This window comes from Idiomarina rhizosphaerae, from assembly GCF_024159085.1.
Taxonomy (GTDB): domain Bacteria; phylum Pseudomonadota; class Gammaproteobacteria; order Enterobacterales; family Alteromonadaceae; genus Idiomarina; species Idiomarina rhizosphaerae.
In genome coordinates, this window is sequence record NZ_JAMZDE010000006.1 from 294,627 (window position 1) to 308,089 (window position 13,463).

The window sequence follows — 13,463 nt, forward strand, 5'->3', positions numbered from 1 at the left end:
AGGGAACCGTGACACAGGTTCCCTTTTTTCGTTTAGCGTAAATTTACATACCAAACTTCTTAGTAAACTCTAAATAGAATAAACGCGGAGGACCAGCAATAAAGGTTGGGTTACCAAAGCTTCCGCCCGTATTCCCGGCATCAACCAGGTATTCTTTGTCGAACAAGTTGGTGGCTTTCAGCGCCAGACTCCAGTCGGCAGAGTCATTATAAAGACCCAGCGACGCATTCACTAAAGTGACAGAGTCCTGACTAATATCCAGACCGGCTACCGGCGCATTTTCCGGTTCAAAGAACACTTCAGACCGATAGGTGCCGACTACAGAGCCGCGCAAGGCGTATTGACTGGAAAGTGCCGCCTCGTATATCACCCCAAGGCTTGAAGTCCATTCAGGCTGAAGACGGAAGCGGTTTCCGGCTAAACTGCCGTTGGTGCTGTCGTCATCGATTTTCGCATCCAGATAGGCCAGATGACCAAACAGCTCAATGCCTGCGCCTAAATTCGCATTAATTTCAGTTTCGACACCAAAGTTCGTCGCAGAGCCTGCGTTTGCGGTGTAAAAGTTGCCCGAATCGTCCTGCAGCGTTACCTGAAAGTCTGAATAGTCCTGATAAAACACCGACGCAGAATAACGTACACGGTTTTCGGTTAAGTTTCCTTTAAGACCGGTTTCATAATTCCAGATAACTTCCGCCGGAATTAAACCAAAATCACCCACTGCTTCACCGTCTGCATCAAGAGTCGAGCTTACATCAACAACTTCCGAACGACGTCCCTTTGAAACAGTAGCAAACCAGTTATTGTCGTCGTTCAGCTTGTAAATAATATTAAAGCGAGGCAACCAGGCGTCTGAACTGTTGCTGGCGGAAAACACCTCGCCGTCGGTTGAAACAGTCGGCAGCAGCGTTTGGGTTGGCAGACCCAGCAAAGGCAGCAACTGGCTGTTCGGCATGGTCGCAGCAAAACCACTTTCGCGATCTTCTGAAACGTAACGAATGCCCGCAGCAACTTCGGTTTTATCGTTTAACTGGTAAGTTAAATCGACAAAGGCAGACCAGGATTCGTTGTCACCAAAGTTTGTAAACTCACCTGCGTATGGAATTTCCTGCAAAGCGCCACCGGTTAATACCGGCGTTAACTGATTAACCGAACCATCAGCATTAATACAAGGTAAACCACTTGGCAAAGCACCGGCGCAGTTCAGGAAGATAGATTCTTCTGTGCTGAACGGTACGCGCTGACTGCCGTCTTCCGTGAAGTAATTTATGCCCCACAGCATTAAAAGATTATCGCCGGCGTAGTTAAAGCGAAATTCCTGACTGAACTGGTCACCTTCGGCATCTTCACCAAACTCCAGGAACCATGCCTGGGTGCCGTCTGCGTCGAACACTTCCAGTGAATCGAAGCTGCGATAACCACTCACCGAGGTAAAGCTTAAGCGCGGGCTAATAGTCCAGTCCACGGTTAAATTAATGTCATCAACAGTTCTGTCTAAACCCAGCTTTTCACGGCCTAAGACCGAGGCCGAGTAAGGGCTGCCGGTCATTTCAACAAAACTGTAAGGGCTGGTGTCGCCGCCAGTTGGTGCGAAAATACCATTCTTAAATGAGGTTCCGGTATCTTCATTTTTCTCATAGCTGTAAATTAGGTCAGCAGTCACCGCATCGCTAGGCTTAAAGCGAAGTGAACCTCGCAAGGCTTGTCTGTCAACGCCATTCATGTCGTCCTGACCCGGCGCAATGTTCTCAATAAACCCGTCTCGTTCACGATAGCTGAACGCCAGGCGCCCGCTAACTAACTCATTACCACCGTTAATGAAACCACCCAGTCGTTTCTGAGATTCATTTCCTGCACCAGCGCTTAGCTCGGCGGAGAAGCCAGGCTCTGGCTTACGAGTTATGACACTAATAGCACCAACCGATGCAGCCGTACCGAATAACGTTGCCTGCGGGCCTTTTACTACCTCTACACGCTCTATATCAAACAACTCAAAGTAGGAGCCACGTGAACGTGACACATCCACTCCGTTGTAATAAACCGACACCCGCGGAGATGCCTGAGCTGAGCCGCTGTCTGAGGTAATACCACGAATGACAAAACCAGGGTTGTTCGGGCTTTGTTCCTGAATAACCAAACCCGGCGTCAGATCGGAAATCATATCCAGTTCGTTCAAGCCCAGCTCGTCCAGACGGCTTCCTTCAAACGCACTGATACTGGCAGGCACGTCGTTAATAGACTGCACACGTTTTTGTGCAGTCACTTCAATTCGCTCAAGTTCATCTGATGTGTCCTGTTGCGCAAAAGCAACAGGCGCACTTAACGCACAAAGCGCGGCAACAACAGAGTTTAATACTTTATTTGTTGGGAACGGTAATGCCGATGTTTTCTTATGAGTAGTCATAACCCTTAAAACCTTAATGTGAGTGGTTAACGCGTTAACGCCGGGCTAATGTACTGAGGTCAGTTGACGATACGATGACGAATAAATGACGCATTTGTTGCTGATCTGTCAATTTTGTTGAGCCGCCCTTTAAATACTTGTATGGTCTCCAGTCCGTTATATTTAAAAACATTAAGACAGGTGGTATCACTTGAAAAAGCTTTCCTCAAAACTGGCGGCCTGCGGGCTTGTTATTTTCAGTCTGGCTGTCTCTAATGCCTTTGCCGGTGACAGTTCGTTGCAACAAGTGTCTTTCCAGTCAGTGCTCGAACTGCCTTCTGGTAGCCCCGATAACAACTACAATTACGGACCTCAATCCTCTCAGTTTATTCAATACTGGAAAGCGCCAAAACAGTCCGACACCGCAGCTAATGTGATTTTTATTCACGGTGGTTGCTGGCTAAAAGAATACGATATTACTCACACTAACCCGGCAAGCAGTGCATTAAGGACAGCGGGTTTTAACGTCTGGTCTGTTGAATATCGGCGTCTGGGAGAGCAAGGCGGAGAATGGCCAGCGAGTCTCAATGACGTGAAAACCGCAGTTCACTTTATACAGCAAAAGCTCAATGGCCAGCCGGTAGCGGTGATGGGACATTCTGCCGGTGGCCACCTCGCATTTCTGGCTACCACCCAGGAAACACCCTTGGCTGAAAATATAAACGCGGTTATTGGCCTGGCCGCCATTACTGATATGGTTAGCTACACTCAGGCGCAAGGCAGTTGTAACCGTGCCGCCAGCAACTTAATGAAAACAGCTTATACCAACGAAGACGACTACCAGGCCGCCAGCCCCAAAGCGCAGAAGCTGCACGCTAATACCTGGCTTATGCGGGGTACCGACGACCAAATTGTCCCCATGAGCCAAACCGCCGATCTCGACGTAGAAAAAGAACAACTTGAAGGCGCAGGCCATTTTGATTTGATACACCCGAATTCAACTGCTTGGGAAGCCATTATTCAGCGACTGAACAAAGAGCTAAAACCATGAACCTTACTGACGTAAAAGAACTCGACAGCATTGACCCCTTTGCCCAGCACCGTGAACAATTTCAGTTGCCGGTTAATAAGGTTTATCTGGATGGCAACTCGTTGGGGGCCATGACCAAAGCAACGTCAGCCCGTTTACAGCAAGTTATTCAGCAGCAATGGTCGCAGGATCTTATCAGTAGCTGGAACGAGCATAACTGGGTTAACCTGCCGCAAAGCGTCGGTGAAAAAATTGCCAACCTTGTTGGCGCACAGCGGGAGCAGACCATTTGCTGTGACTCAATATCGGTGAATTTGTTTAAGGCACTGGCGGCGGCACTTACCATCGCGCAACGTCAGGGTTCCGGCCGTAATATTGTGTTATCAACAAAAGACAACTTCCCTACAGACTTATACATGGTGCAGGGAATTTCGCAGTTTGTTGGTGAGCACCGTTGTCAGCTAAAGCTGGTTGAGGAGAACGAACTGGAGCAACAGGTTGACGATAAAACCGCAGTAGTTTTAGCAACCGAAGTGAACTTCAGAACAGGGAAACGACTTAACGCTAAGCAACTTATTACCAGCGCACACAGCCAGGGAGCACTGGTTATTCTGGATTTAGCCCACAGCGCAGGGGCAATGCCCGTGCACCTGGACGACTGGGAAGCGGACTTTGCGGTTGGCTGTACTTATAAATATTTAAATGGCGGCCCTGGCGCGCCAGCCTTTATTTATGCCGCAAAACGCCATCATAAAAATATGAGTCAGCCTTTAAGCGGCTGGTTCGGACATGCCCGCCCGTTTGATTTCACTCCGGACTACGAGCCCGCTACCGGTATTCAGCAGATGCTGACCGGCACCCCCTCCATTCTCGCTATGGCAGCGGTTGACTCGGCGCTCGAAGCTTTTGAAAATGTGGACATGGAAAAGTTAAGAGAAAAGTCCCTTCAGCTGGCCGAGGTTTTTCATCAATTATTAGAAGACGCTGCGCTGGGCAGCTGCCTACAGCTTATTTCTCCGCAGCAACGGGAACAGCGAGGCAGTCAGTTGTCGTATCGTTATGAGCACGCCTATGGCTTATGTCAGGCGCTTATTCAAAGAGGCGTAATAGCTGACTTTCGTGCCCCCAATTACATCCGCTTTGGGTTTACCCCTCTTTATAACAGCTTTGAGGATATATGGCAGGCCATTGAGCAGTTAAAGCAAGTTATTGAAGCCAAAGAGCATCTCGACCCGCGCTGGCAAAGCCGTAATACTGTAACCTGAAACAAAAAAGCCTCAGCAACTGTATCCTGCTGAGGCTTTTCATTACCATTTTTCTATCACCAAGCAATAATTACATCATTTTGGCTACTGGAATTTTCTGACCATTAAGTACGCCTTCACCGTTTTCCATCTGGAATTCGCTGCGGTACTCGTCATCTTCTTCCTTCAGCAAACCTTGTTGTATGTACATATCAATCATCATTGGCGCTTGTTGTTCAGCCATTTTCTGCAGTTCAGCTTCATCGGCACCCGGCATTTGCATACGCATTGTTGACAACATCTGCTGTTCAGCAACCCATTTCAACAGTGGCTTATCAATAGCAATGGATGAGTCAACAATCAGGTTGGAAAGCCAGAATTGCATGTCTTCCATATTGTCCGGCATTTGGCTTACGCCCACCAGCTTAGCGCTTAGGTCACCTTTAAATTCGCCCGGCTCCATTTTCCCGCTAAATTCACTAATAACGAACTCAGGCTCTGCCTGCAGTAACTTAGGTAGGTTTTCCTTTACCAGCTTTTGCGTCGCAACTTCTATTTCGTCGGGGTTCTGGTCATAGATCTTTTGCATCATTTGGTTATAAGCAAGCAAGAACTCAGAATCGATGTTATTAAAAGCCATCTTCAGCTTCAGATCGTCAAGGTCAAAGTTTTCGGCTTTCAGCGACTCTACAGAATAGTTCATATCAATATTCATGCGCTCTTTGTCGTCGCTGAAATAATTAACGAACTCAATTCCAAGATCTTTCAATTCAAACAGGTCGACATCATCCGGCTGGCCTACAATGATTTTATCAAGCTTCATAGACATTTCGCCTTCATAAAGCTCGCCCTTCACAATTTCCAGCATGTTGCCTTTAGCTTCGGTGCTTATTTCAAACTCACCAATGCTGATAGCCTGGCCCTCAATAAGACCTTCTGCGCCTTCCAGTTTTCCTTCGTAACTGAACTCATCCGAAGAAATGGAACCTTCACCTTCATAGCCAGTAAAGGTCAGTGACGTTTGCTCATCATTCGGTTTAGAACTGAACGCGACAATTTCATCGTCATAACTAACACCACCAAAAAAACCTGCTGAACCCGTCAGGTGATAAAAAGGCGTGCCTTCTTCCCATTCAATATATTCTCGTAACCCATCGTCCTTGGCATGAGCTTCAAACGAAGCCATACCCAGACCAGGAGAAAATTGAGTCAGAACCGGACCGTGCTGAACATCAATAACCACTTCAAAAGACAAGTCATCAGGTGCTGACCCTTCCGGATAAATAGAGCCGAAATCTACGCCCAGCGCTATGGTTGCAGTTGAACCGAACCAGCCACTATCAAATGAGACCATACGGGCGTTATAAGCCGGTAATTGATTTATCACTTCAACATGTTGCTTTAACGCACCCTCAACTTGAGGGCCAACGAATTTAGGGCCAATTAGAGCGCCTGCAACTATGACGATACCGACGCCACCAAGGAGTCCTTTCTTATTCATAATATACCTTTCATTTATAGGGCTGGATTGTAATTATAATGTTGTAAATGATACAGAAACTTTTTAATAACGGCAAAGTTTTTGAGTGTAAAGGAGCGTTAATGAAACCCACGCGGATAATGATCAATAAGTGAAAAGATGGGATAATGCCGCTTATTGCTCGCTGACAGCAGTCAACTTATCAACCGCGGTGCCCCTTAAATGGAAATCAATGTAAACTTTCTCGACAATATGCGCCTTGAGGCGAAATTCGATGACTTCACAGTTATTTCGGATCAGCCTATTCGATACAAAGGCGATGGCTCTGCTCCCGGTCCTTTTGACTACTTTCTGGCATCTTCTGTTATGTGCGCGGCGCATTTCATTCGCCTGTATTGCGATACCCGCGATATTCCAACCGAGAATATCCGCATTTCACAAAACAACGTTGTCGACCCGGAAGACCGCTATAAGCAGCTGTTCAAAATTCAGGTTGAGTTACCGGCCGATATTTCCGAGAAAGATCGCAAAGCCATTATTCGGGCCGCTGAGCGTTGCGCCGTTAAGCGCGTTATAGAAAATGATCTGGAGTTTGACGTTGAAGCGGTTGAAAGCATTACTCAAGATGCTCAGGCGTTACTGACCATACGCCCGGACAGCGAAAGCAGAACCTTTATTGAAGGCAAAGACTTACCGCTGGAACAGACCATTGCTAACATGACGGCCATACTGGCCGATTTAGGCATGAAGATAGAAATATCCTCCTGGCGCAATATTGTCCCGCATGTGTGGTCGCTGCACATTCGCGATGCCGCCTCCCCCATGTGCTTTACCAACGGTAAAGGCGCGACCAAAGAAAGCGCGTTATGTTCCGCACTGGGTGAGTTTATTGAACGCTTAAGCTGTAACTTCTTCTATAACGACCAGTACTTTGGTGAAGAAATAGCAAACGCAGAGTTCGTACATTACCCCAACGAAAAATGGTTTAAACCCGGCGCAAACGACGAGCTGCCAACGGAAATTCTGGACGAATACTGTCGTGAGCTTTATGACCCGGAAGGCGAGCTGCGTGGTTCACACCTAATAGATACTAACTCAGGCCGAGCTGACCGCGGTATTGTGTCCTTGCCGTTCACACGTCATTCCGACGGCGAGACAGTCTATTTTCCGTCGAACTTAATTGAAAACCTGTATTTAAGTAACGGCATGAGCGCGGGTAATACTCTGCCAGAAGCTCAGGTTCAGTGCTTATCAGAAATTTTTGAGCGCGCCGTTAAAAAGCACATTATTGAAGAAGAAATTGCCCTGCCAGATGTGCCGCAAAAGGTGCTTAACAAGTACCCGAATATTCTTGAAGGAATAAAAGCCTTAGAAGAACAGGGCTACCCAGTGTTAGTTAAAGACGCGTCACTTGGCGGTCAGTTCCCGGTAGCTTGTGTGACCTTAATGAACCCGCGCACCGGCGGTGTCTTTGCTTCTTTTGGTGCACACCCAAGCTTTGAAGTGGCACTGGAACGCAGCTTAACCGAGTTATTGCAAGGGCGTAGCTTTGAGGGTTTAAACGATCTTCCGGCGCCAACTTTTAATTCAATGGCAGTCACCGAACCAAATAACTTTGTGGAGCACTTTATTGATTCATCGGGTGTCGTGTCCTGGCGTTTCTTTAGCGCTAAGTCCGACATTGAATTCGTTGAATGGGACTTCAGCGGCTCTAACCAAGAAGAAGCCGATACGCTGTTTGATATTTTGCAGGACATGGGCAAGGAAGCTTACGTAGCCGTGCATGAAGATTTAGGCGCGCCGGTGTGTCGAATTCTGGTTCCGGGCTATTCTGAAGTTTACCCAGTAGAAGATCTTATTTGGGACAACACCAATATTGCCCTGCAATACCGCGAAGACATTCTCAACCTGCACCGCTTAACCGATGAGCAGCTAGAAGACTTAGTTGAGCGCCTGGAAGACAGTCAGCTTGATAACTACATGGACATTATCACCCTAATTGGCATTGAGTTTGACGAAAACACGGTTTGGGGTCAGCTCACCATTCTTGAGTTAAAGCTGCTTATTTATCTTGCATTGCAACGCCATGACGACGCTTTCGAGTATGTAGAAATGTTTCTGCAATTCAACGACAACACCGTTGAGCGCACACTGTTCTACCGTGCCATTGAAGCCGTGCTGGAAATTACTCTGGACGAAGAACTGGAATTAGGAGATTACCGCTACAATTTAGGCCGCATGTACGGTGAAGAGACCATTGAAGCCGTTATAGGCTCTGTTAACGGTACTACACGCTTCCACGGTCTAACGCCAACCAATATGCAGCTTGAAGGTTTGGACAGACACTTGCGCTTAATAGAAAGCTATAAGAAGCTGCATGCGGCAAGGGCTGAACGGCAGGTTCAGAACTAAAAGTTCAGCCCGACAAAGGCGCCGCGGTTGCGTTTTGCGACCGCCTGCATAAAGGCAGCGAAGGTTTCTGCGTTACCACTTGCGCGGCTAAAGCCGATACCATGAATGCGCATTACAGGCTTGCCGTCCGCGCCCTGATTTTGACTGGTGATCTGCCGAACTATCGCATCCAGATTATTTACCCGATAATCGTCACCAAAAACATACAAGCTGGTCGTACCCTTGGTGTTTTTATAAAGATTAATGGCTTTCAGAATACCCAGCTCGGGCGCACTTTTACCACCGGTAAAGTTTGGCATTTGTTGCATGGCCATTTGTCTGAACCTTTTGCTGTCAGGTAACCAGTCACCCGCTTTACTGCTGAACATAAAGTCACCGTCGGCGGCCATAATCTGGAAGCCCTTCATTTTCGGGTGACTTTCTATGATGTCGTTAACTACACTAATGACCCGGCTCCAACCCCGGCCTCCCGACATAGACCCGGAATTATCAATAACAAAAACTACGTACTCAGCGTCGGTTGGAATACCGCCTACGTCATCATCCGGTGTGTCTGTACTGTTCGGCGTGTTTAGCATTGCCGTGGCTTGCCGTATTTCAGCCCTTAACGACGAGGCTTTATCCTGCAACTGTTGTAGGGTTTTCTGTGCCCGCGGAATAGAGCTTTCTAAATTCTTTTCCTGCTCAGTAACTGATGCGGTCTTTTGCTCTGCGGCAGACAGCTCATCCTGTTTGTCGGACAAAGCTCCTTTTAATTCCTCCACCGACTGCTGCGCCTGCAAAACTTCTGCAACTAAGGTACTGAGGTTAGCCGGTCCGCGTTCGGTATCCTCGGTACCGTTTTTCGCTAACAACACCAGCATAATCACCGCACCAAAAGCACAGGAAATAATATCCAGAAAGGCAAGGTTAAAAACCTCTACTGGCGCACGCTGAATTTTTTTCATTATGGCCACTCCGGAGCTGGTGATAAGAATGTGCCACCACTAACCCGCGACCAGTTCCAGTAAAGCGGGGAAGCGTAGGGGTCACCTTCTATCGGCAGAAGAATAATATTGTAACGAACGCCTTTAGGAGCGCGCTTGATGGTCTCTACCATCAATGCCTGACGGCAGTCTGAGGAAATGGACTTTTTCGTCGAAATAAAGTTACGACACGAAAGCGGCAGACCGTCGCCTAGTGTCGGCAGACCGTCAGTGACAATATACACATCGGTAATATCCGGGTTTGTCTCAAATAACGTGCTAATACCCAACTGAAGGTTGGTTCCGCCCTCTGGCACAACCGCGCCTAAGTCCTTCACAATAGAATTCATAGAGCCGCTGACTGACGCCGTACTCACATTACGCATGCCCAGCCGTTTGGCGGTATCGGAAAACGTTACCAAACTCACTTTCGAGGTTTGCGGAAGCCTTGCCAATAACCACTGAGCAACCCGGCGTGTTCTTATCCACTTAGCGGTAGACACTTTGTCGCCATCGCTTAAAGCCAACTTGCTCAACACATCAATTAAGTTGTCGCCCATCATAGAAGCACTTTTATCGATCAGAATGCCTATTTGTTCGCCTTCCACCTTCATGCCGGTGATAAAGTTTTGCTCACCAGTGCCTGAAACTTCAACGTTGGCTGACTTCTCAACTTCTTTGGACAACGCCGCTAACTGGTTTTCCAGGTCGGCAACTACGGCCAACTGAGTCGACAAGTCCTGCAAAGCTTTGGTTTGATCCTGGGTGGTGTCGTTTTTCGCTTCTTCAGAGTCTTCCTGCTTAGCCGACTCCAGCGCAATTTTGTCATTAATTTCGTCAATGGATTTTTTCAGACGCTGCAGCTCGTCCATTGACGCCGCCAGCTCCTGCTCGAGCTTTTCTTTTTCTTCTGAAGGGTCAGGCGTAAAGGCTTTAAAGTCTACCAGGATGAAAATAAGAATAACGGCGCCCAGGCCGCATGCCATGACATCCAGAAAAGATAGATTAAATCCGTCGCCAGCCTGGCGTGTTCGTCGCATCTGAGCCGCTCAATTAACTGTGTAAATGAGACAGCAAATGCTTCTCGCAGGACTCTTGCGTGCGGATCACCATCTTGTCCTGACGGCTGTTCAGCAAGTGCATAAACAACATCAGAATCAAAGAAATAAACAGCGCCACCAGAGTCGAGTTAAAAGCTACCCCCAGTGATGCAGTCATACCGGCAATGTCTCCCTCAAGCGCTTTGTCGGCCTGCGCCAGCGCCGCGCCAATACCGCGAACCGTACCCACGAAGCCAATAGACGGGATAGCCCAGATAATGTAGCGGATCATGTTGTTACCGCTTTCTAACTGAATGGCAATATTGTCTACCGACGACTCGATAGTATCAGCCGCATGCTGAACGTTTTTGGTGTTCTTAAAACGACGAATACAGTTAATCCAGGTGCTGTATGCCGGGGTTTCTTTATAAGCCGAACTTTCTAAATCATTTAATGCCGCATCAACGTCCAGCGCTTCCGACTTATCGTAGCTTTCCAGTAAGTCTCGCGAGTAAATTTCTTCTTCGTCAATTAACCGCCACAGCTTATACAGCATAAGAAACAGACAGAACAACATAAGCGAAATACACACCTGCTGTTCAACATCTTTGAAGATAACCGAAAATGCAGTTAAAGCTTCTGTTCCTTGCTCTGCCATTGCCACTTCGGCCGCCGGGCGAATAAGTCCTGCATACAGCAAGTGTATAAGGGTAAAAATAGCCAGTAGCACACCACCACTGACAAAAAAGTTAGGGCTCATTGAAAGCGTATTATTTTTAGACATTATGCATTCCGGGCGTTAAATGTTGGTGGGGAAATCTTGTGGTGCATCCAAAGACACAAAGTAAGCAGTCGCGCTGCCGGCCAGAGCCAGCAGTATGACGCCCAAAATCACGCGTTTTTTCATGATGTTTCTCCTCATCACTCATGATACCGGGCTATTCTAAAGCCGATATCCTCTGCCGAAGCGCTTTCACCGTCGCGAACGCTGGCACGAATATTCTTCATGCGTCCGGTTTTATAAGACGCACCTTTTACCACATGGCCATTGCCGCGAGCCGCGCCCAGGTAATCGGTGTAAACCCGGTCAAGGTCGGGCGGGTTTAAAGTGTAACTGTCGTGTACCCACTCTTTGACGTTGCCGTCCAGATCAAAAAAGCCGCCGCGCTCTGCTTTAAAGCTGCCTACCGGTGCTTTACCGGCAAAACCGTCATTGTAACCGCGTAAAATAAAGGTTTGCTGACCTTTTGCAGACTCATCGGCAAAGTTGCCCTGCTTGTCACGCAGGTGTTCCTGACTGCCCCATACGTAAATAGTAGAGTCAGCTCTGCGATTAATTTTGGCAATGTATTCCCACTCGGCTTCGGTCGGCAAGCGGTAACCACGCGAGCTCGCATCGGTTCCCACCACTTTACCATTACTGACTTTATAAAAAGGCTGCAGGCCTTCCTGTTCGCTCAACCAGTTGGTAAATAGCGCAGCCTCGTCCCAGGACACATTCGTAACCGGCATTTTTGTTTTGCTGCCAGAGCCTTTAAACGCGGCGAACTGCGCTTCGGTAATTTCATGGCGCGATATCCATACGTCGCGTGAGAAATCCACTTTCACCTGATGCTCATTGCGCCCGCGACCAGGCTCATTAACCGGCGAACCCATAGTAAATTTTTTCGGCGACAGACGGTTCATTTCAATGCCTAAAGTACTGACAAACAACGGTCTGCCTTCTTTTCTTCTGGCATCGAACTCACGCAGTATCTCGGCTTTTACGTTCACCAGCCGATCGCTGCTTGGCTGAAACTCTTGCTTAACCGTGCGGTAACCGGTTTTACGAAACTCAACTTCAGAAGGCAGAGCTTGCAAAGTGGTACGAAGCGGCGTCGTGCCCTGCTTTTGTCCGTTAATGTACAGGTCGCTGGGTTCGTTGGCGGTAAACGCTACGTCACCCATTTCCGGGTCTAAGTTAAAGGTCAGCTGCTGGTTTTCGGCTGGCCCCAGTTTAATTGTCCGGCTTTGCTTAATGTAGCCGGCCTTTTCGTAACGAATAACATGTTCTTTATTGGCATCAACGCTAATTGGATTTTTTGCCGGCGCGCCGTTAACCAACAACGCCCCGCCCTTCGGACTCACTAAGACATTAACAGTGGCCTGCACTGGCTGTAGTCGGTAATTACGCTTAGGTTCTTTGTTGCGCACGGTTAAAGACACCGTGTCCGTAATCGGCTCATACCCGGGGTAATTCACCACCACAGGGTAATCGCCGCCCACTTTAGCAACAGTTACCGGCGTTGAACCAACCTCGTTGCCATCAAGGGTAACCGACGCGCCAGCCGGGCTGGAGTTGATAGAGATAGTGCCACTAATAGGAGTTAACCGAATCTGCTCTTCAACCTTACCGTCTATTAGCGCTTCAATAGCTACTGAGGCGGGCTCATAAGCCGGATGAGAGACCGACACCGTATAAGTTCCGGGAGCAAATTCACCCTCAAAGGTAGAAGCCGTTTCTCGCTGCTCACCGTTAACTGACCAGACAATATCATTTGCGCCCGGCTCTGTTGTTATCGTCACTTTTGCCGGTTTAGGCTCCAGCTCAACTTCAATGGTTGAAGGGCTGTTGTCGTTTACCTGCACTTCTTTGGTTTGGTACTTGTCGGCCGACACCGCCACAAGGCCGCCAGAGCCGACTGCGTAATATTTATTGTCGATGAAAAAACCAATACCGGAATTAACCGCAAAGCGCTGAGTTTGCGCCGCTTCTGTTGGCTTTACGGTAAAACTGTAGCCTTTGGTTAGAAACAACCAGCCAAAGTAAATAATCAGCAGTGCAAGAATACTGACCGAGAAGCCAATAGCCATTAACCGTCGTTTACGTCTTCCTTTCTCAATGGCTTCGTCAAGTGTGGCCACGAAGTCTC

The 13,463-nt window shown here is 48.1% G+C and carries 9 protein-coding genes; 3 read left to right on the plus strand and 6 right to left on the minus strand.

Annotation, left to right across the window (positions count from 1 at the left end; all coding sequences use genetic code 11):
* Nucleotides 1-43: 43 nt before the first annotated feature.
* Complete coding sequence (locus tag NJR55_RS07070; protein WP_253619094.1) at nt 44-2,401, minus strand: TonB-dependent receptor; 2,358 nt, start codon at nt 2,399-2,401, stop codon at nt 44-46.
* 190 nt (nt 2,402-2,591) lie between these two features.
* Here NJR55_RS07070 and NJR55_RS07075 point away from each other — a divergent pair, with 190 nt between their 5' ends.
* Nucleotides 2,592-3,431 carry an alpha/beta hydrolase family protein gene (locus NJR55_RS07075; RefSeq protein ID WP_253619096.1) on the plus strand — a complete coding sequence of 280 codons (840 nt, stop codon included), beginning with the start codon at nt 2,592-2,594 and terminating at the stop codon, nt 3,429-3,431.
* Nucleotides 3,428-4,675, plus strand: a complete 1,248-nt coding sequence (gene kynU, locus NJR55_RS07080; protein ID WP_253619099.1) for a kynureninase — start codon at nt 3,428-3,430, stop codon at nt 4,673-4,675. The genes NJR55_RS07075 and kynU overlap by 4 nt, the downstream gene beginning before the upstream one ends.
* A 70-nt stretch (nt 4,676-4,745) precedes the next feature.
* Here the strand turns inward: kynU and NJR55_RS07085 are convergent, their stop codons facing one another.
* Nucleotides 4,746-6,155: a YdgA family protein gene (locus tag NJR55_RS07085; RefSeq protein ID WP_253619101.1), complete on the minus strand. Its 1,410-nt coding sequence runs from the start codon at nt 6,153-6,155 to the stop codon at nt 4,746-4,748.
* A 201-nt stretch (nt 6,156-6,356) separates the two neighbouring features.
* Here NJR55_RS07085 and NJR55_RS07090 point away from each other — a divergent pair, with 201 nt between their 5' ends.
* Nucleotides 6,357-8,546, plus strand: a complete 2,190-nt coding sequence (locus NJR55_RS07090) for an OsmC domain/YcaO domain-containing protein (RefSeq protein ID WP_253619103.1) — start codon at nt 6,357-6,359, stop codon at nt 8,544-8,546.
* On the opposite strand, the gene NJR55_RS07095 is transcribed toward NJR55_RS07090, so the two are convergent.
* The 4 genes from NJR55_RS07095 to NJR55_RS07110 all read right to left on the minus strand — a co-directional run bounded on the left by NJR55_RS07095 (nt 8,543) and on the right by NJR55_RS07110 (nt 13,455).
* Nucleotides 8,543-9,493: a VWA domain-containing protein gene (locus NJR55_RS07095; RefSeq protein WP_253619105.1), complete on the minus strand. Its 951-nt coding sequence runs from the start codon at nt 9,491-9,493 to the stop codon at nt 8,543-8,545. The genes NJR55_RS07090 and NJR55_RS07095 overlap by 4 nt on opposite strands.
* Entirely contained in the window at nt 9,493-10,551 is a 1,059-nt protein-coding gene (locus NJR55_RS07100) for a VWA domain-containing protein (protein ID WP_253619107.1), read from the minus strand. Before NJR55_RS07100 ends, NJR55_RS07095 begins: the two co-directional genes overlap by 1 nt.
* Nucleotides 10,552-10,564: 13 nt before the next feature.
* The gene (locus tag NJR55_RS07105) at nt 10,565-11,335 is read right to left on the minus strand and encodes a MotA/TolQ/ExbB proton channel family protein (RefSeq protein ID WP_253619109.1); all 771 of its coding nucleotides are present in this window, start codon (nt 11,333-11,335) and stop codon (nt 10,565-10,567) included.
* 137 nt (nt 11,336-11,472) lie between these two features.
* Nucleotides 11,473-13,455, minus strand: coding sequence for an SUMF1/EgtB/PvdO family nonheme iron enzyme (locus NJR55_RS07110; protein WP_253619117.1), 1,983 nt, complete (start codon nt 13,453-13,455; stop codon nt 11,473-11,475).
* Nucleotides 13,456-13,463 lie beyond the last annotated feature (8 nt).